This is a genomic window from Methylobacterium sp. UNC378MF (assembly GCF_900103195.1).
Lineage (GTDB): Bacteria > Pseudomonadota > Alphaproteobacteria > Rhizobiales > Beijerinckiaceae > Methylobacterium.
In genome coordinates, this window is the sequence record NZ_FMWU01000053.1 from 1 (window position 1) to 18487 (window position 18487).

Genomic DNA, 18487 nt, shown 5'->3' on the forward strand with positions numbered 1-18487 from the left:
ATGCCGTCGGCCTCTACGGCGCGCGCGGCGGCGGCATCGCCGAGCGCGACGGGGTGATGCACCGGGTCGACGTGATCGAGGGCACGCTGGCCAAGGGGTATGGCTGCGTCGGCGGCTACATCACCGGCTCGGCGGCGCTCTGCGACGCGGTGCGCAGCTTCGCGCCGGGCTTCATCTTCACCACCGCTCTGCCGCCGGCGGTGGCGGCCGCGGCCCGGGCCTCGGTGCGCTACCTCAAGCGCTCGAGCGCCGAGCGGGAGGCGCATCAGCGCCAGGCGGCGGCCACCAAGGCGGCGCTGCGCGCGGCGGGGCTGCCGGTGCTGGCGACCGAGACCCACATCGTGCCGGTGATGGTCGGCGATGCCGAGCTGTGCAAGGCGGCGGCCGACCACCTGCTGGAGCGCCACGCCATCTACATCCAGCCGATCAACTACCCGACCGTGCCGCGCGGCACCGAGCGGCTGCGGATCACGCCGTCGCCGTTCCACGACGCGGCCCATATTGCGCGCCTGGCCGCGGCGCTCAGCGAGACCTGGGAAGCGCTCGACCTGCCGCGCGCCGGCACGGTGTTCGTCGAGGCGGCCGAGTAGGCCGCGTCACGGTCCCGGCGGCGCCGACAGAGCCCGACACGCCCCCTCTCCCGCGCGGGAGCACGTTCGCGCAAGGGACGAGGCCGGCTCGCCGGCAAGGCGTCGCCCTGACGATCGGCGAAGCGCTTGGGGAGAGCGTTTCAGGCCTGCCTCGCCCGGACGGCCCCCAGGAATGCGCTGGTCAGAATGAGGGTGCCTAAGCCCACCGAGCCCAAGATCTTGATGGCTGCCAGCGAGAGATGGAAGATCAGTCCCGCCAGTCTGTGGACGACGAACCCGAGGAGAACGGCCGACGCCGCGACGGCGGCAGCGATGCCGACGATTGATGCGGTGAAGAGGAAGGCTGCCGAGGCCCACAAAACCCTCAACAACGCTGCGATCGGATGTCTGAGCATCGATGCATCCTCCTGATGTGCAGCATTCTCTTCCCTGCCCAGTGTTGAGACGGCTTTGCGCTGGATCAAGGATTACGATCCACCAGCCATGCCTCGGCGGGCAAGGCACCCGGCGGGCAGGGCTCACGGCGAGCGGTCCGCAAGAGAGCGCTGAGCCGGCCCCAGGCTCGACGGTCCGGACGCATCGCGCTCGCCCGACAGAGCAGTCTTTCGATCCGCGACGCTGAATCGGCCAGCGCAGGCCACCCGTGGCAGAGGCCGGAGCCCGGCTCGTGGTCGGCATACCCCCCGCGCACGGTTCGCCACAGTTCGGATCGTGTCGTCAGTTCCGCCCGCCGGGAAGACAGACGTGGCGTGCCGTGCCGAGGCAGAACTCAATGTCGGAGTGGGCCGAGGTCGCGATTCCACGTCGCCGTCGGGAGGCCGTTTGATTCAGGTCAAGGCTCAGCTTCGCCACGCCGCTTAATCGCTCTGGCATCCGTCCCCGCGCGAGGTGAATCGAGCGAGCCATGGCCGCCATACCTGTTGCCAAATACATGACCGAAGGAGAAGTCGGGCTGAGCCTCGCCTTGCTCGTTGGCGCCTTCGTGTGCGCCCTGGCCTCGACATACGCGGTCGACGCGCCGTTCAGCTTCCATATGGGCCTGTTTGCCTTGGCCGGCGTTGCCGGCATCGCCGCCATCCTCAAGCGCTACGAGGCGCGGGCGTATGAACCGCCACCGCAGGAGATCGACGGCAAGCCGAACTACAATCTGGGGCCGGTCAAGTTCGCGGTCGTTGCCGCCATGATCTGGGGCATTGCAGGCTTCACGGTCGGCTGCATCATCGCCTTCCAGCTCTGGGCGCCCTCCCTCAATTTCGGGCTTGAATACACGACGTTCGGTCGTCTGCGCCCGCTGCACACGTCGGCGGTGATCTTCGCCTTCGGCGGCAACGTCCTGATCGGCACCTCGCTCTACGTCGTCCAGCGCACGTGTCGGGCACGTCTGGCGGGGGATCTGGCGCCCTGGTTCGTGGTGCTCGGCTATAACCTGTTCATCGTCGTGGCCGGCACCGGCTACTTGCTGGGCGTCACCCAGTCGAAGGAATACGCCGAACCCGAATGGTATGCCGATCTCTGGCTGACCATCGTGTGGGTCGCCTACCTCCTGGTGTTCCTGGCCACGCTCTGGAAGCGCAAGGAGCCCCATATCTTCGTGGCGAACTGGTTCTACCTCGCCTTCATCGTCACCATCGCGATGCTTCACATCGTCAACAATCTGGCGATGCCGGTGACGTTCCTCGGCTCGAAATCCTATCCGATGTTCGCGGGCGTTCAGGATGCGCTGATCCAGTGGTGGTACGGCCACAATGCGGTCGGCTTCTTCCTCACCGCCGGCTTCCTGGCCATCATGTACTACTTCGTGCCGAAGCGCGCGGAGCGGCCGATCTATTCCTACCGCCTGTCGATCATCCATTTCTGGGCCCTGATCTTCATGTACATCTGGGCGGGCCCCCATCACCTCCATTACACGGCGCTGCCCGATTGGGCGCAGACGCTGGGCATGACGTTCTCGATCATGCTGTGGATGCCGTCCTGGGGCGGCATGATCAACGGCCTGATGACCCTGTCGGGCGCCTGGGACAAGCTCCGGACCGACCCGGTCCTGCGCTTCATGGTGGTCTCTCTGGCCTTCTACGGCATGGCCACCTTCGAAGGACCGATGATGGCCATCAAGGCCGTCAATTCGCTCTCCCATTACACCGACTGGACCATCGGCCACGTCCATTCGGGCGCACTCGGCTGGGTCGCCTACATCTCATTCGGCGCCCTGTATTGCCTCGTTCCCTGGCTGTGGAACCGGCGGGAGGTCTATTCCCTCAGGCTGGTCGAGTGGCACTTCTGGATCTCGACCCTCGGCATCGTCCTGTACATCAGCTCGATGTGGGTCGCCGGGATCATGCAGGGCCTGATGTGGCGCGCCTATAATGCGCTCGGCTTCCTCGAGTATTCCTTCGTCGAGACCGTCGAGGCGATGCAGCCCTACTACCTCGTGCGGGCTCTCGGCGGGGTCCTGTTCCTGACCGGCGGCCTGATCATGGCCTACAACCTTGCCATGACCATCGCGGGCCGGACCGCGGCCGACGACGCCCCCCTGCCGGCCAATGAGGGCCGCCCCGGCACGCCCGTCCTCGCCGCTGCCGAGTGAGCCGCAGCCCGGAGCCGGGCGAGACGCCGGCTCCGCCCTTCATCGCATCACGGAAGACGTTCGATGGCTACCGCTCAACCAGGCCTCTGGAAGAGGCACGAGATCTTCGAAAAGAACTCGATCATCCTGCTCATCGGCGCGCTCGTCGTCGTGGCCATCGGCGGCCTCGTCGAGATCACACCGCTGTTCTACTTGAAGAGCACGGTCGAGAAGGTCGAGGGCGTCCGCCCCTATACGCCGCTCGAGCTCGCCGGCCGCAACATCTACATCCGGGAAGGGTGTTACCTGTGCCATAGCCAGATGATCCGTCCGATGCGCGACGAGATCGAGCGCTACGGCCACTTCTCGCTCGCGGCCGAGAGCATGTACGACCATCCCTTCCAGTGGGGATCGAAGCGGACCGGCCCGGATCTCGCCCGTGTCGGCGGCAAGTATTCGGACCAGTGGCATCGCGAGCACCTGAAGGACCCGCGGGCCGTGGTGCCGGCCTCGATCATGCCGGCCTACGCCTTCCTCGACCGGCCGCTCGACGCCGACGCGATCGCGGACGACCTCACGGCCAACCGCGCGCTCGGGGTGCCCTACACCGAGGAGATGGTTGCCCTGGCCAGGAGCGACCTGAAGGCGCAGCTCGATCCCGATGGACCGGGCGCGGCCGACCTGCAGCGCCGCTATCCCGGCGCCAACGTGCGTGACTTCGGCGGCGACAAGGCCAAGGCCGCGGAGATCGACGCCCTGATCGCCTACCTTCAGGTGCTCGGCACGATGGTCGACTTCAAGATCTACGAAGACAAGAAGAACCTCAGGTGATCGAGATGACATACGAGAGCGCCGCCGCTTTCGCACAGACAAGCGGACTCCTCTACTTCGTCGGCATGTTCGCTGCAGTCGCGCTGTATGCGTTCTGGCCCCGCAACCGGGCACGGTTCGACGCGGCCGCCCACCTCCCGCTGATTGAGGACTGATCGCCGTGGCCGACACCCCGCATCCCGGCCCGTCTCCGACGGGCCCGCAGACCACCGGGCACGAGTGGGATGGCATCGTCGAATTCAACAATCCCCTGCCCCGCTGGTGGCTCTACACCCTGTACGCCACGATCGTCTGGTCCGTCGGGTACTGGATCGCCTACCCGGCCTGGCCGCTCGTGAGCGGCTATACCGGCGGCCTGCTCGGCTACTCCCAACGCGAGGTCGTTCTGGACGAGGTCGAGGCCGTCCGCCGGGCACGGGACGCGCGCGGCCAAGCGCAGCTCGCCACGGCGTCGATCGCGGAGATCCGGGCCGATCCGGCCCTGCTCCGCCTCGCGCTCGCCACCGGCAAGGCGGCGTTCGGCGACAATTGCGCCGCCTGCCATGGCAGTTCCGCCACCGGCCGGCTCGGCTACCCGAACCTGCAGGATGACGACTGGCTCTGGGGCGGCACGCCCGAGGAGATCGAACGCACGATCCGGTACGGCGCACGATCCGGTCACGGGGAGGCGCGTGTCGGCGACATGCCGGCTTTCGGACGCGACGGCGTGCTCAAACGCGACGAGATCGAGGCCGCGGCGACCTACGTGCTCTCCCTCTCGGGCAAGCCGGGCGTCGCCGGTGCGAGCGTCGAGAAGGGGCGCGAGGTCTTCGCCGGCAACTGCGCCGGCTGCCACGGCGAGACGGCCGCGGGCAATCCCGAGATGGGCGCCCCCAACCTCACCGACGCGATCTGGCTCTACGGCTCCGCGCCGGAGCAGGTCGTCGCCACGATCACGAACGGGCGCAAGGGCATGATGCCGGCCTGGGACGGCCGGCTCGATCAGGCGACGATCAAGTCGCTCGCGGTCTACGTCCACGACCTGGGCGGCGGACGGTAGCGGCGCCCGGCGCTCCGGCCCGGCCGCGTTTGAGCGAGATCAAGGCGGCCGGCGCGGCCGGTCACTACGCCTTCGGCACCGGCCCCTGAGCCGGACGGAAGATCACCCATGCCCCTCGCCGAACGCACCGAGGCCTCTCCGGCCGCCAGACCTGCGCCTGCACCGGCCGGCACCGGACGTGCCAAGAAGTTCGGCGTGGCGGCGACCCGTGCCGCCATCCCGGCCGTGAACGGGTCCCTCTACGCGGCCCGGACGAAGATCCAGCCGCAGGCCGTGCGCGGGACGTTCCGCCGGATCAAGTGGATCGTCCTCGCGGTCACGCTGGGCATCTATTATCTCACGCCGTTCATCCGCTGGCAGCGCGGTGCCGGCGAGCCCTCCCAGGCAGTCCTGCTCGACCTCGACAAGGGGCGCTTCTACCTCTTCTCGATCGAGCTCTGGCCGCAGGACGTGACCTACGTCATGGGCCTGCTGATCCTGGCGGCCCTGGTCCTGTTCCTGATGAACGCGGTCGCGGGGCGTGTCTGGTGCGGCTATCTCTGCCCGCAGACCGTCTGGACCGACCTGTTCCTCGCCGTCGAGCGCCTGATCGAGGGTGACCGGCGCGAGCGCCTCAAGCTCGACGCCGCGCCCTGGTCCATCGAGAAGGTCGCGCTGCGGACCATGAAACATTCCATCTGGCTGCTCGTCGCCTGGTGGACCGGGGGCGCCTGGGTCCTCTATTTCGCGGACGCGCCGACCCTGGTGGTCCAGCTCGCGACGTTCCAGGCGCCGCCACCGGCCTATGTGGCGATCCTGACGCTGACCGCGACGACCTACCTGCTCGCGGGCCACATGCGCGAGCAGGTCTGCACCTACATGTGTCCCTGGCCGCGCATCCAGGCCGCGCTCACCGACGAGCATGCCCTCAACATCCTCTATCGCACCGATCGGGGCGAGCCGCGCGTCTCGGCGAAGAAGACGGCTGCGCTGCGCGCGGCCGGTCAGCCGGCCGGCGATTGCGTCGACTGCTTCGCCTGTGTCACCGCCTGCCCGGCCGGCATCGACATCCGCGACGGGCTGCAGATGGACTGCATCCAGTGCGGCCTCTGCATCGACGCCTGCGACACGGTCATGGGCAAGCTCGGCCGGCCCGCGGGCCTGATCGGCTACGACACCGAGGCGAACTGCCGGAGCCGGGCGGCCGGTCGAGGCCCCGTCAGCCGTATCGTACGGCCGCGGACGATCCTGTACGCGACGCTCATCGCGGGGGTCGGCGGGTTCATGCTCTACAGCCTGGCGACGCGGAGCTTCACGACGCTCAGCGTCCTGCACGACCGGAATCCGCAGTTCGTCACCCTCTCCGACGGTTCGGTGCGCAACGGTTTCACCCTGCGCGTGCTCAACAAGCGTCCGGCCGAGCGTCGCTTCGCCCTGGCGGTCGAGGGCCTGGCCGACGCGCGGGTCGAGGTAGTGGGCGGCACGCCGGACGCGCTCCCGGTCCCGTCCAATTCGACCCAGGAATTCCGGGTCCTCGTCTTCGCTCCCCCGGGTCGGACAGCGCAATCCTCCAACCTGTCCTTCGAGATCGTCGATCCGGCGGCCGGGGAGACGGCCCGGGCCCAGGATTACTTCAAGGCACCCTGACCATGAGCGCCACCCAGACCTCGTTCGACCCCGCGCGTCGGGGACAGGCCGGCATCCGCCTGACGGGCAAGAAGATCCTCGCGATCTTCGCCGCCTTCTTCGGCACCATCGCTTGCGCCGACGCGGTTCTCGTCGGGTCGGCCCTGCGGACCTGGTCGGGGCTGGAGGAACCCTCGCCCTACCAGGCGAGCCAGCGCTACAACGCCGAGTTGCTCAAGTCGCGGCAGCAGGATGCCCTCGGCTGGCGCCTCTCCGCCGCGGCCGTCCGCCTTCCGGCCGCGAGGGTGTCGATCACCGCGACCCTGGCCGACGCGACGGGGCATCCGCTCACGGGCAGGACGCTTCGGGCGCGGCTGGAACGACCGACCGACAAGCGGAAGGACCTGCAGACCGACCTCGCGGAGGTCGGCGCCGGGACCTACGCGGCCACCGCGGAGCCGGTCGAGCGCGGGCAATGGGATCTCGTCGTCGCGGTCGTCGGCGAGGACGGTGTCGCGTTCCAGCGCCGTCATCGGGTCATCCTGGATTGAGGGGAGCACCCGATGTGCTGCACCGACATGGCCCTCGCCTATGTGGAGGCCCACGCCTCCTGGAGCGCGGCGAACACCAAGCCTTCCCTTGAGCGCGACTACACCGCCTTCATGACGCGGGGCCCGGACGGATCGACCCGCGCCGCGTTCGCGGTCGAAGGAATCCGCTGCGCGTCGTGCATGAACGCCATCGAGCGGGGCCTGGCGGACCTGCCCGGCGTCGCGGCGGCGCGCCTCAACTTTTCCGACCGGCGTCTCGCGGTGACGTGGAGGCCGGAGGCCGAGCCCGATGTTGCCGCCGTCCTCTCGGCGCTGGACGCGCTCGGTTTCCGGGCACAGCTTTTCGATCCCGGCCGTCACTCCGATGCCGAGACCGCGGAGACCAAGCGCCTGATCACGGCGCTCGCGGTCGCGGGCTTCGCCTCGATGAACGTGATGCTGCTCGCCATCTCGGTCTGGGCGGGCAACGTCTCGGACATGACCTCCGAAAACCGGGATCTCTTCCACTGGATCCAGGCGGTCATCGCCCTCCCGGCGGCCGCCTATGCGGGGCGGCCCTTCTACGAGGGGGCCTTCAGGGGGTTGCGCGCCGGGCGCGTGACGATGGACTTCCCGATCACGCTCGGCGTGGTCCTGACCCTCGTCATGTCCGTCGTCGAATCGCTTTCGGGGGCGACCCACGCCTATTTCGACGGCGCGGTCATGCTGCTGTTCTTCCTCCTGATCGGGCGTGTCCTGGAGCAATCCATGCGCCGGCGTACGCGGATGCTGGCGGAGAACCTCGCGGCGCTGCGCAGCGAGGGCGCGACCGTCGTCGATGCCGACGGGGCCTTGCGGGACGTGCCCGCCTCGGAACTCGTCCCGGGCGCACGCATCCTCGTCCGGCCCGGCGAGCGGATTCCGGCCGACGGTGTCGTGGAGCGGGGCATGTCCGACCTCGACCACAGCCTCGTCACCGGCGAGACCGCTGCGGTCTCGGTGAGCGGCGGGGACAGCGTTTTCGCAGGAGCCCTCAACGGCAACGGCGCGCTCACGGTCCGGGTCACGGCCGCGGCCGGCGCCAGCCTGCTCGACGAGGTGGAAACCTTGATGCGCCGCGCGCTGGAGGCCCGCTCGCGCGCCCTCGTCCTCGCCGATCGGGCGACGCGCCTGTATGTCCCGCTGGTCCACGCGGCGGCCGCGTTGACGCTCGCCGGCTGGCTCGCCGCCGGCGCCGGCTGGCACACCGCGCTCCTCAGCGCCGTCGCAGTCCTGATCGTGACATGCCCCTGCGCGCTGGGGCTTGCCATTCCGGCCGTGCAGGTCGTGTCCGCGGGCGCGCTGTTCCGGGAGGGCGTGCTGCTCAATGACGGCACGGCGCTCGAGCGCTTCGCCGAGATCGACACGATCGTGTTCGACAAGACCGGGACCCTGACGTTGCCCGAGCCGAGCCTGACCCACGGGGACCGGGACGAAACGGGCGCCCTCTCCGTGGCGGCGCGTCTCGCGCTCTCCAGCCGGCATCCCATGGCGGCCGCCTTGGCGAAGGCCGCCGACGGTGCGGAGCCGTTTCCGGACGCGCAGGAGGCAGCGGGCCTGGGCGTTCGCGCCATCGTCGAGGCCGTGGAACTCCGCCTCGGCTCCGCCCGCTTCTGCGGTGCCGAAGCGGAAGCCGCTGCGGCCTTGGCGGACAATCCCGATGCCTCCGTGATCTGCTTCCGGGCTGGCGATGCCCCGCCGATCGTCTTCCCGGTGCACCAGGCCCTTCGTCCGCAGGCCGCGGAGGTCGTCGGGGCTCTTCTTTCCTCCGATCGACGCGTCCTGATCCTGTCCGGCGACCGGGCATCCGCAGTGGAGGCCGTGGCCGCACGTCTCGGCGTCACGGAATGGGAGGCTGGCCTCACGCCGCGCGAGAAGATCGCGCGCATCGAGTCGCTCCAACGCGCCGGCCGGCGCGTGCTGATGGTCGGAGACGGCCTCAACGACGCCCCGGCGCTCGCCGCAGCGCACGCCTCGCTCTCGCCGGTGACGGCCGCACACGTCAGCCAAGCCGCGGCGGATGCCCTCTTCCTGGGCCGCAGCCTGACCCCCGTCCTCGCGGTGCTGGACGCCGGCACGCGGGCACGGCGCCTCATGCTGCAGAACCTGTGGTTCTCGGCCGCTTACAATCTGCTGGCCGTGCCCCTGGCGGCTGCCGGCTGCCTGACGCCGCTCATCGCGGCGCTCGCGATGTCGGGATCGTCCGTGATCGTGACCCTCAACGCGCTGCGCGCGCGCGCGTCCTCTGCAGGGGTCCGTCCGGCCCCCGTCGCGATCACTGGCCGACCGGCCTCCCCTCCCGCGATCCCGCTCCTCCAGGGTCACCCATGAACGTGTTGCTTCTCGTCATCCCCCTCGCCCTCGCGCTCGGTACGCTCGGCTTGTTCGCGTTCCTGTGGGCTTTGCGAAGCGGCCAGTACGACGACATCGAGGGCGCCGAGTACCGCGTCCTGCACGACGACTGACGTCATTCCCTCACCGATCGCGAAAGAGTGGCGATACCCGCTTGGCCTGCGACGTCTCCTGCCTCGGGCCTCCAATGACGGTCGCTTCGAAGCCTGGCAAAGACGTTCGGAAAGGCTGAAGGAGACGCAGGATCCACCGTCATGTCCAGCTTCCGGACGGCGTGATGCGTCGGGACCACGGCGAGCCGGCCCGCGCTTCGCGAGCGTCGCGCGCGTTCATCGCGGCCGGACGCCCTGGCCCGGTCGGCACGCGCGCAACCGTTGCGCCGGATCCCTCACGAGGCCCTGTTCATCGCGCTCCCGGCGCATGTGCCTCGGCCAGCGCCGTCACGTCAGCCTCGGTCCGGTCAGGACGCGCCAATAGATTGCCGAGAAGCCGAGGAATGCCGCCGCCCACAGGACGGTGGCCGTCGCCAGAAGCGGCGCGGTCCAGACCGGATGGAATGCGGCGCAGACCCTCGCCAAGACCGAGGCTGTGGCCAAGATGAACACCGCCTGCACCGAGACCGGAGCCCGAAGCGGCCGCCCGGTATGCCCCAGGCTCGCCCGTGACATGACAGCCAGCGTCATCACCCCGACGGCCCCCGCCGTCCAGGCGTGAATGCCGGCGGCAGCCGAGATGTCCGACAGCGCGGAGAGCCCGACCAGTACGAAGCCGAGCGGAACGAACGCATAGGCCACGTGGAGAATGAAAACGAGCGGGTTCTGCCAGGTCCTGTATCCGGCCCAGCGTGCCAAGCGAGCCGCCTGAGACAACCCCGCGATGAGAAGGCCGGCACCCGTGGCCGGATCCGCCGGCGCGACGACCCAGGCGAGCAGAGCCGACACCGCGATCATCATCGACAATGCGTCGAAGCGTCCATACGGGACGGGCATGCGGCCCGGTCCCAGGGCGGCCAGCCAATTGCGGGTGAAGCTCGGTATGATGCGCCCGCCGATGAGCATCACCATCGTCAGCGTCGCGGCGATACCGACCCGGACGCCGTACTCGGCCGTGCCCGACAGATGTGCCTCAATGTGGAAGACGGCATTGCCGAGAAGCATGACGGTGAGGACGCCGAGGATCTTGAGGTTGCGCCAGTTCCGTCCAGCGATGACTTCCCGGCCGAGTGCGGCTGTCAGGAGCGCGAGGAACGACACATCGAGGATCGCCGCGGGCAACCAGCCGAGTTCGGCTGACAGGGCCACGGCGAACCGGCCCGCCAACCAGGCGGCAACGAGCAGGAGAAGGGGCCTCCCCTGGAGGGGCAGCCGTCCCGTCCAGTTGGGGACCGCGGTGAGAAGGAAACCGGCCACGACCGCGCCGGCGAAGCCGTAGAGCATCTCGTGCACATGCCAGTCGCGCAACGCAAAAGCGGTCGGGAGCGTCAGTTCGCCGGCGAACATCGGCAGCCATGCCAGGATCGACAGTCCGGCATAGAGGGCGCCGAGCAGGAAGAACGGCCGGAAGCCGTATGACAGGATCGCCGGTCCCGCGTAGGACCGCAGCCGCGGAATGGGAGCCATTGTCCATTCTCCAGGACGCACGCGCCGCGCGCCGACAATGAAGCGCGGCCTCGTTCGGTAGTGCGCGGGATCACGGCGGGGCATGATCCAGATCAAGGGACGGTTCGAACACGACGCGCATCGTGCTCCGACGCAATCGCTCGACGGAGTGGGCAGGTGCTATCCTGGCTGAGAGGCCGCGCGATGCGGCGACCATCGCGGAAAGACGCGGAGGATCGTCGTGACTGGCTCGACCCCGACATCATCGAATGCCTCACGGACGTGCTCGATCCGGAGGTCGGCATCAGCGTGGTCCATCTCGGCCTCGTCTATCGTGCGGTTCGGACATCGGAGCGTATCGACGTCGACCTGACCCTGACCGCGCGAACCTGTCCGCTCGCAGGCTTGATCGTCGACGACGCCCGCGCGTGCCTCCGGCGACGCTTCAACGATTGCCCGGCCATCGTCGTCAGATTGGTCTGGACTCCAATCTGGACACCGGACCGCATGACCGAACGGGGGCTGGCCCTGCTGGGTCATCCGCCTCGCGGTCAAGCCTGATCACCCGCGCACTCGGGTCACGCTCGCCGTGACCGGCGGCCAATGGAAGGACGATGGCGTGCCAGACGCAACCCCAGCCGCCGCAGCATCCCGGTACTCGGGCGGGCTCGGCCAGGTCGAGCCCGGATTCACGCTTGCCGCGGGACCGTCCTCTCCGACCTCAGGCGGCCGAAGCTTCGGTGTGCTCCGCCTCGCGATCGTCGCCTGCGCCGCGAGCGCGATGCTGGCCGGGTTCTGGATCGGGCTTGGACGCCTTGGATGGGAGCTGCCGCACGCCGCCGCCTTCGCCAGCCTGCACGGGCCGCTCCTGATCTCTGGCGTGTTCGGCACATTGGTCGCCCTGGAACGCGCTGTCGCCTCGGGGGGAGGATGGTCCCTCGCAGCCCCGGCCCTGTCGGTATCGGGATCGGTCCTCCTCTTGGCCGGGATGCCGGTCACCGCAGGCGCGGGCGCCTACGTCCTCGCCGCCGCGATCCTCACAGGCGCCTCGCTCGTCGCGCTGTGGCGGCAACCGGCCGCGTTCTCAGCCACGCTCGTCGCAGGAGCGGCCGCGTGGCTGACAGGCTCGGCGCTCTGGGCGTACGGCAGTCCCGTGCCGGACGTGGCAGGCTGGTGGCTCGCGTTCCTCGTGCTGACCGTCGCCGGCGAGCGCCTTGAGATCAGCCGCCTGGTGCCGCAGAGCCGCCTGAGCCTGCCGCTGTTCCTCGGCGCGATCAGCGCCTTGCTTCTCGGCGCCTGCGCGGGTCTGTTCACGGCGCTCGGAGCGTGTCTCTCCGGCCTGGGCCTCCTCGCGCTCACGGCCTGGCTGATCCGGCACGACATCGCGCTTCGCACCGTCCATCAGGCCGGTCAGGTCCGCTTCATGGCGATGTGCATGCTCGCCGGCTACGCGTGGCTCGGCGCCGCCGGGATCCTGCTGCTCGCAGTCCCGCCGGCGACGACCGCGTTCGGGTACGACATGGCAATCCATGCCGTGCTCCTGGGCTTCGCCCTCTCGATGGTGTTCGGGCACGCCCTGATCATCCTGCCGGCGGTTGCCGACATCCATCCGCGCTTCGGCCGCGCGCTGTATCTGCCGCTCGCGACGCTGCACGCATCGGTCGCGTTGCGCGTCGCGTCCGACCTGCTCGGCACCGGTGCGGGGCGCCAATGGAGCGGCCTCGTCACGGTCGCCGCCGTTGCGGGCTTCGCCGCATGCATCGCGCGCTCAACACGCAGCACGCGCAGCCACGACGCTCGGACCGGATCATGAACGAGGTCGCCGCCGCCATGGCCGCGTTCGTCGCCGCGCATGCGATTCCGGCCGCGCCGCGCATGCGCGTCCGCCTCGTCGGCCTGCTCGGACGCGGCCCCTACCTCGCGACGTACAGCCTGCTCTCGCTGATGCTGATGGCTTGGCTCGTCGTTGCGTTGCGGCGGGCCGACGCGGTCGAGCTGTGGGCCGCGGCGGCGTGGCAATGGCACGTCGCGCTCCTCACGATGCCGATCGCCTTGTTCCTTCTCGTCGCCGGGCTGTTCGCTCCGAACCCGCTCTCCCTGGCATTGCATCCGGGAACCGAGCCCGGTCCGATCGTCGCGATCACGCGCCACCCCACGCTCTGCGGGTTCCTGCTCTGGGCCCTGGCCCATATCCCGCCGAACGGTGATGGGGCCTCCGTTGTCGTCTTCGGAACGATGGCCGTTTTCGCGGCCCTCGGCATGCCGCTTCTGGACGCAAAGGCGCGCCGCCATATGGGTCGGGCGCGCTGGGAGGCGCTGGCGCGGACCACCTCGGTGGTCCCGTTCGCGGCTCTGCTCGGTGGGCGCGCGCCCCGTGGCCGCCTGACGGGATTGATCCTACCGGCTGCGGCAGCGGGTGGGCTCTATGCGTGGTTCCTGGTGCAGGGCCATGCCTTGTTGATCGGTCCCGATCCCCTCGCCGCGCTTCGGGCGTTCGGCTGAGTCCGGGCCACGCCGCGTACGACCGCACCCCAACGCCGCGCGGCGTTCCACGCACCGCAGATCGGGGTTTCGGACGGCGCTGTCGCCGGCCTGATTGAGACAGATCAAGGTCGCGCAGACCTCGAGACCCATACGAATGCGCGCGTGGCTCGGGCCGTCGCGGTCCTCGGCTGGACAGGGAGCAACTCGTATGCGCGCGGAACTGAGGATGCTCTACGGTGAGGAGCGGCTGCCCCGCTACACGAGCTATCCGGCCAGTCCCCATTTCACTCCGGCCATCGATGCCGACACCTATAGCGGCTGGCTGGACGGAATTTCTACAGATGCGCCGGCGTCGCTCTACCTGCACATCCCCTTCTGCCGGTCGATGTGCTGGTATTGCGGTTGCCACACCACGATCACTCGGCATGACGCGCCCATTGCCGGCTATCTTGCCACGCTCCGGGACGAGATCGCCCTCGTCGCGCGCCATCTCGACCCGGCGCCGCGCGTCGGGCACGTGCATTTCGGGGGCGGCACGCCGACCATCGTGGCGCCCGGCGCCTTCCGCGACCTCGTCGCTCTGCTGCGCGACAGCTTTCCCGTCGACCCGGATGCCGAAATCGCCGTCGAGATCGATCCGCGGACGCTCGCACCCGAGATGATACGGGCCCTCGGTGCGGCCGGCGTTTCCCGGGCCAGCCTCGGTGTTCAGAGTTTCGATCCGGTGGTGCAGGACGCGATCCGGCGTCGCCAAAGCTTCGCCGTCACCGAGGCAGCCGTCGCGGGTCTCAGGGCGGCGGGCGTGCGCGGGATCAATCTCGACCTCATCTACGGACTGCCGCATCAGTCCGTGGCGTCCTGCATCGACACGGTGCAGAAATCCCTGAGATTGCGGCCGGATCGCCTGGCGGTGTTCGGCTACGCCCATGTCCCGACGTTCAAGAAGCATCAGCGCCACCTCGACGCGGCGACGTTGCCGGATGGCGGAGTCCGGCAGGCGCAGGCCGAAGCCATCGCGGCCGTGCTCGTGGATGCCGGTTACCTGCGGATCGGGCTCGACCATTACGCCCTCCCGGGCGATGCCATGGCGCGGGCGGGAACCATGGTCCGCCGGAACTTCCAGGGCTACACGACCGATCCGAGCGACCTGCTGATCGGCTTCGGTGCATCGGCCATCGGACGGCTGCCGCAGGGCTACGTCCAGAACGAGCCGGCGTTGCGCGCCTACGCGGAGCGCATCGCCCGCGGCGAACTCGCGACGCTGAAGGGCTATGCGCTGACGCCGGACGACCGTCTCCGGGCCGAACTGATCGAGCGGGTCATGTGCGAGTTCCGGGTCGACGTCGGAGAGGTCTGCCGATCGCATCGCCGCGATCCGCACGCGCTCCTCGCCTCCCTGTCACGGCTGCCGACGCTCGCGGCCGATGGTCTGGTCCGCCAGGACGGCACGATCCTCAGCATTCCGGACGATGCCCGGCCCTTCGTCAGAAACGTCGCCGCGGCCTTCGACGCCCATCTCGGCACCTCGGCCGCCGTGCACAGCCGCGCGGCGTAGGCGGCAGCGCCGCCGAGGGCAGCCTGACGCAGGAGTGACGCGCCGGCCGACGCGGCCGCGGACGGCCGCCCGTGTCGCCTAAGGCGACGTCATCCCGTCCGAGCGCAGGCCGCCTTGCGCGTCGGCTGTTTCCCGATGCAACCGACGGTGTATGAGGGGTGCCTGCGTTCTGGACGGATCGAGGTCCCGTCACATCCTTGCGGCCATCATGACCACGTCCGAACAGACCCACGATCCCGAACCCCGCGACGGCCCATTCGATGTGGAGGGGCTTCGGGAGACGCTCGACGAGGCAGGCATCTGCGGCTGGACCCTCGACGTCCGGACCGGGCGGGTCACGATCTTGCCGACCTGCATGCGCCTGTTCGGCGTTCCGCCGGATCGCCTGACCACCTTCGACGACATCCAAGCCTTCGTGCATCCGGAAGACCGGGCAGCCCGGGCGCAAGCCCTGAAGCGTGCCGTGGAGGGGGGCGGAAGTTACGAAGTCGACTACCGCGCGATCCATCCCGATGGACGCGTTCAATGGTTGCGCTCGCGCGGTCGGGTCGAGCTGGGCCCCGATGGACGCCCCTGCCATCATCGGGGCGTGATCTTCAGCATCCACGAACAGAAGCAGGCCAACGACGATTTGCGGGCCCGCGAGGCGCATCTGCGCTCGATCCTGGATACGGTGCCCGATGCCATGATCGTCATCGACGAGCAGGCGCGGATCAAATCGTTCAGTGCGGCCGCCGTGCGGCAGTTCGGCTATGGCCCGCAGGAGATCGTCGGCCGCAACGTCAGCCTGCTGATGCCCGAACCCTACCGATCCCAGCACGACGCCTACATGTCGCGCTACCTGTTGACGGGAGAACGCCGCATCATCGGCATAGGCCGCGTCGTGGTCGGCCAGCGCAAGGACGGCTCGACCTTTCCGATGGAGCTATCGGTCGGCGAGATGCGCTCCGGCGGCGAGCGCTACTTCACCGGCTTCATCCGCGACCTCACCGAACGGAACCAGACCGAGACGCGCCTGCAAGAGCTGCAATCCGAGCTGGTGCACATGTCGCGCTTCACGGCCCTCGGCGAGATGGCGTCGACGCTGGCGCACGAGATCAATCAGCCACTGACGGCGATCGCAAGCTATCTCAAAGGCTGCCGCCGCCTCCTCGGCCGCATGGAGGGCCCCGAGGTTCCCATGCTCTCCGACGCGGTGAACCAGGCGGCCGATCAGGCGCTGAGAGCCGGGCAGGTGATCCGGCACCTGCGGGAATTCGTGTCGCGGGGGGAGAGCGAGCGGCATATCGAGGGATTGCCCAAGCTGATCGAGGAAGCGAGCGCGCTCGCGCTCGTCGGCGCCAAGGAGAAGGGCGTCCGCGTCCGCTTCGATCTGGACCGGGATGCCCCGCTCGTCATGGCGGACCGGATCCAAGTGCAACAGGTCCTGCTCAACCTCATCCGCAACGCCATCGAGGCCATGCAGGACGTGGCGCGGCGGGATCTGGTCGTCGCCACGCGGGCGCTTCCGGCCGAAGGCTTGGTCGAGGTGCGCGTCTCGGATACCGGGACCGGGATCGCGCCCGAGATCGCCGAACAGCTGTTCCAGCCCTTCGTGACCACGAAGGCGAACGGCATGGGCGTCGGCCTCTCGATCTGTCGGACGATCGTGGAAGCCCATGGCGGCAAGATCCAGGCGGGCCCCGGTCCGGAGGGCGGGACGACCTTCCGCTTCACCCTGCGCACATTCGACCGAGAGGAGATGGCGCATGTCGACTGACGCGCTCGTGCATATCGTGGACGACGACCTCGCGGTGCGCCAGTCGCTAGCCTTCCTGCTGGCGACGGACGGGCTGGCGGTCCGCGTGCATGACTCGGCGGCCGCCTTCCTGGCCGCGGGGGCCGACCGCGTCGGCTGCGTCGTCACGGATGTGCGGATGCCCGATATCGACGGCGTCGAACTCCTGCACCGCCTGCGGCAACGGGGAGCCATGCCGCCGGTGATCGTCATGACAGGACATGCGGACGTGGCTCTCGCCGTCGAAGCGATGAAGGCCGGTGCCGTCGACTTCATCGAGAAGCCTTTCGACGACGAGTTGCTTCTGTCCAGCATCCGGTCGGCCCTGGCGCAGTCGGATCGAACCATGAAGCGCGAGTCCGAGAGCAACGCGGTACGGGCCCGCTTGGCCGAACTCTCGGAACGCGAGCGGCAGGTCCTGGAGGGACTGGTCGCCGGCAAGGCCAACAAGGTCATCGGGCTCGATCTCGGCATCAGCCCGCGGACGGTGGAGATCTACCGGGCCAACGTCATGTCCAAGCTGCAGGCGGGCAGCCTTTCCGAGCTTGTTCGCATGGCACTCGTCGCAGGCACTCTGAGCGGCGACTGATGGCAGATGCGCGTCCGGCTTCCCTCCGGCCGGGCCCCATGACGATGCGCCGGCGCTGATCGCCGATGCCGCATCGTGGTCGGGGCTCAGGTCCCGGTGCATGCTCCCGGCCGGCCTGCGGATCTCAGGCCTGACACCGGAGGGCGGCTTCGGTGTCGTCGCCCCGGTGCTGCCATCGGCCGGGGGCCGGCGCGCCGTCGTCAGGCTGTCGGATCCGGTCGACGTGGCGCCGACGGTCGAATGGCCTGTGGGCGCAGACGTGACGCGGGTTCACGCGTTCAGGCGAGGCCTTCGCCGGGCTGCCACGCGTCCGGGGGGACCATGCCGGGGGCGACGTAGGCGAAGTACAGCGCGTCGAGCTGCGTCCAGAGCACGGTGCACTTGAACGTCAGCGCCGCCAGCGCCTGCCGCTGCAGCTCGGGCGTCGTCGCGTGCTGCTTGACGTAGTCCAGGGCGAAGTCGGCGTCCCGCGGCGCCTGGGTCAGGCGCTTGTCGAAATAGGCCAGCGTGTCCTTGGTGATGAAGTCGTAGTTCTTCAGCATCCCGGCGACGCGCTCGGAGATGATCGTCGGCGAGAACATCTCGGTCAGCGACGAGGCGATCGCCTCCAGCAGCGTCTTCTCGGAGACGAAATGGACATAGGCCTCGACCGAGAACTTCGTGGCCGAGAGGATGCCGCGGGTCGACAGCACGTAGGCGCGGTCGAAGCCGACGCCCTCGGCCAGCTTGAGCCAGCGCTCGATGCCGCCGTCGCCCTCGTGGTCGCCGTCATGGTCGACGATGCGCTGGCGCCAGATCCGCCGCAGCGACGCGTCGGTCATGCGCGCCAGCACGGCGGCGTCCTTCACCGGGATCATCGCCTGGTAGTAGTAGCGGTTCAGCGCCCAGGCCCGGACCTGATCCTTCGACAACTTGCCGTCGTGTAGCAGCCGGTG

17 protein-coding genes and 1 pseudogene are annotated in these 18487 nt (G+C 69.0%); 15 read left to right on the top strand and 3 right to left on the bottom strand.

Going from position 1 to position 18487, the window contains the following annotated elements:
* Nucleotides 1–590: aminotransferase class I/II-fold pyridoxal phosphate-dependent enzyme (locus tag BLT59_RS29545; protein ID WP_139174152.1), on the top strand; the 590-nt coding region annotated here is incomplete at its 5' end.
* A 140-nt stretch (nt 591–730) separates the two neighbouring features.
* Here BLT59_RS29545 and BLT59_RS29550 read toward each other — a convergent pair.
* On the bottom strand, nt 731–1054 hold the full coding sequence (locus BLT59_RS29550) for a hypothetical protein (protein ID WP_139174153.1): 324 nt from the start codon (nt 1052–1054) through the stop codon (nt 731–733).
* Nucleotides 1055–1494: 440 nt separating this feature from the next.
* Here BLT59_RS29550 and ccoN point away from each other — a divergent pair, with 440 nt between their 5' ends.
* The 8 genes from ccoN to ccoS all read left to right on the top strand — a co-directional run bounded on the left by ccoN (nt 1495) and on the right by ccoS (nt 9662).
* On the top strand, nt 1495–3174 hold the full coding sequence (gene ccoN, locus BLT59_RS29555; RefSeq protein ID WP_091789589.1) for a cytochrome-c oxidase, cbb3-type subunit I: 1680 nt from the start codon (nt 1495–1497) through the stop codon (nt 3172–3174).
* A gap of 63 nt (nt 3175–3237) precedes the next feature.
* Nucleotides 3238–3984 (top strand): cytochrome-c oxidase, cbb3-type subunit II, encoded by a 747-nt coding sequence (gene ccoO / locus BLT59_RS29560; RefSeq protein WP_091789592.1) that lies wholly within the window; start codon nt 3238–3240, stop codon nt 3982–3984.
* Nucleotides 3985–3989: 5 nt separating this feature from the next.
* Nucleotides 3990–4139: a cbb3-type cytochrome c oxidase subunit 3 gene (locus tag BLT59_RS29565; protein WP_091789630.1), complete on the top strand. Its 150-nt coding sequence runs from the start codon at nt 3990–3992 to the stop codon at nt 4137–4139.
* Between the two features lie 5 nt (nt 4140–4144).
* Nucleotides 4145–5023: a cytochrome-c oxidase, cbb3-type subunit III gene (ccoP, locus tag BLT59_RS29570; RefSeq protein WP_091789595.1), complete on the top strand. Its 879-nt coding sequence runs from the start codon at nt 4145–4147 to the stop codon at nt 5021–5023.
* A 108-nt stretch (nt 5024–5131) separates the two neighbouring features.
* Complete coding sequence (ccoG, locus tag BLT59_RS29575; RefSeq protein ID WP_091789598.1) at nt 5132–6649, top strand: cytochrome c oxidase accessory protein CcoG; 1518 nt, start codon at nt 5132–5134, stop codon at nt 6647–6649.
* Nucleotides 6650–6651: 2 nt separating this feature from the next.
* Complete coding sequence (locus BLT59_RS29580; RefSeq protein WP_091789601.1) at nt 6652–7179, top strand: FixH family protein; 528 nt, start codon at nt 6652–6654, stop codon at nt 7177–7179.
* Between the two features lie 12 nt (nt 7180–7191).
* Entirely contained in the window at nt 7192–9528 is a 2337-nt protein-coding gene (locus BLT59_RS29585; protein WP_091789604.1) for a heavy metal translocating P-type ATPase, read from the top strand.
* Nucleotides 9525–9662, top strand: a complete 138-nt coding sequence (ccoS, locus tag BLT59_RS29590; RefSeq protein ID WP_091789608.1) for a cbb3-type cytochrome oxidase assembly protein CcoS — start codon at nt 9525–9527, stop codon at nt 9660–9662. The genes BLT59_RS29585 and ccoS overlap by 4 nt, the downstream gene beginning before the upstream one ends.
* A 327-nt stretch (nt 9663–9989) precedes the next feature.
* On the opposite strand, the gene BLT59_RS29595 is transcribed toward ccoS, so the two are convergent.
* Nucleotides 9990–11168 (bottom strand): NnrS family protein, encoded by a 1179-nt coding sequence (locus tag BLT59_RS29595; RefSeq protein ID WP_091789611.1) that lies wholly within the window; start codon nt 11166–11168, stop codon nt 9990–9992.
* Nucleotides 11169–11324: 156 nt separating this feature from the next.
* Between BLT59_RS29595 and BLT59_RS29600 the strand changes: the two genes are divergently transcribed.
* The 6 genes from BLT59_RS29600 (at nt 11325) to fixJ (ending at nt 17552) form a co-directional block, all read left to right on the top strand.
* Nucleotides 11325–11708, top strand: a complete 384-nt coding sequence (locus BLT59_RS29600) for a metal-sulfur cluster assembly factor (RefSeq protein WP_091789614.1) — start codon at nt 11325–11327, stop codon at nt 11706–11708.
* 181 nt (nt 11709–11889) lie between these two features.
* Nucleotides 11890–12960 carry a hypothetical protein gene (locus tag BLT59_RS29605; RefSeq protein ID WP_091789617.1) on the top strand — a complete coding sequence of 357 codons (1071 nt, stop codon included), beginning with the start codon at nt 11890–11892 and terminating at the stop codon, nt 12958–12960.
* Entirely contained in the window at nt 12957–13649 is a 693-nt protein-coding gene (locus BLT59_RS29610) for an NnrU family protein (RefSeq protein ID WP_091789620.1), read from the top strand. The genes BLT59_RS29605 and BLT59_RS29610 overlap by 4 nt, the downstream gene beginning before the upstream one ends.
* A gap of 190 nt (nt 13650–13839) precedes the next feature.
* Nucleotides 13840–15186 carry an oxygen-independent coproporphyrinogen III oxidase gene (hemN, locus tag BLT59_RS29615; RefSeq protein ID WP_091789623.1) on the top strand — a complete coding sequence of 449 codons (1347 nt, stop codon included), beginning with the start codon at nt 13840–13842 and terminating at the stop codon, nt 15184–15186.
* Nucleotides 15187–15394: 208 nt separating this feature from the next.
* Nucleotides 15395–16945 (top strand): PAS domain S-box protein, encoded by a 1551-nt coding sequence (locus tag BLT59_RS29620; RefSeq protein WP_091789625.1) that lies wholly within the window; start codon nt 15395–15397, stop codon nt 16943–16945.
* On the top strand, nt 16935–17552 hold the full coding sequence (gene fixJ, locus BLT59_RS29625; RefSeq protein WP_091789627.1) for a response regulator FixJ: 618 nt from the start codon (nt 16935–16937) through the stop codon (nt 17550–17552). The genes BLT59_RS29620 and fixJ overlap by 11 nt, the downstream gene beginning before the upstream one ends.
* 284 nt (nt 17553–17836) lie before the next feature.
* Here the strand turns inward: fixJ and pqqC are convergent.
* Nucleotides 17837–18487: pseudogene (pqqC, locus tag BLT59_RS29630) on the bottom strand (pyrroloquinoline-quinone synthase PqqC); the annotation flags it as partial.

Excerpts from the sequence above, each read along its gene's own strand:
- BLT59_RS29595 (WP_091789611.1), bottom strand. The coding sequence starts at position 11,168 with ATGGCTCCCATTCCGCGGCTGCGGTCCTACGCGGGACCGGCGATCCTG.
- BLT59_RS29565 (WP_091789630.1), top strand. The coding sequence starts at position 3,990 with ATGACATACGAGAGCGCCGCCGCTTTCGCACAGACAAGCGGACTCCTC.
- ccoN (WP_091789589.1), top strand. The coding sequence starts at position 1,495 with ATGGCCGCCATACCTGTTGCCAAATACATGACCGAAGGAGAAGTCGGG.
- BLT59_RS29620 (WP_091789625.1), top strand. The coding sequence starts at position 15,395 with ATGACCACGTCCGAACAGACCCACGATCCCGAACCCCGCGACGGCCCA.
- ccoS (WP_091789608.1), top strand. The coding sequence starts at position 9,525 with ATGAACGTGTTGCTTCTCGTCATCCCCCTCGCCCTCGCGCTCGGTACG.
- fixJ (WP_091789627.1), top strand. The coding sequence starts at position 16,935 with ATGTCGACTGACGCGCTCGTGCATATCGTGGACGACGACCTCGCGGTG.
- ccoO (WP_091789592.1), top strand. The coding sequence starts at position 3,238 with ATGGCTACCGCTCAACCAGGCCTCTGGAAGAGGCACGAGATCTTCGAA.
- hemN (WP_091789623.1), top strand. The coding sequence starts at position 13,840 with ATGCGCGCGGAACTGAGGATGCTCTACGGTGAGGAGCGGCTGCCCCGC.
- ccoG (WP_091789598.1), top strand. The coding sequence starts at position 5,132 with ATGCCCCTCGCCGAACGCACCGAGGCCTCTCCGGCCGCCAGACCTGCG.
- BLT59_RS29610 (WP_091789620.1), top strand. The coding sequence starts at position 12,957 with ATGAACGAGGTCGCCGCCGCCATGGCCGCGTTCGTCGCCGCGCATGCG.
- BLT59_RS29585 (WP_091789604.1), top strand. The coding sequence starts at position 7,192 with ATGTGCTGCACCGACATGGCCCTCGCCTATGTGGAGGCCCACGCCTCC.
- BLT59_RS29580 (WP_091789601.1), top strand. The coding sequence starts at position 6,652 with ATGAGCGCCACCCAGACCTCGTTCGACCCCGCGCGTCGGGGACAGGCC.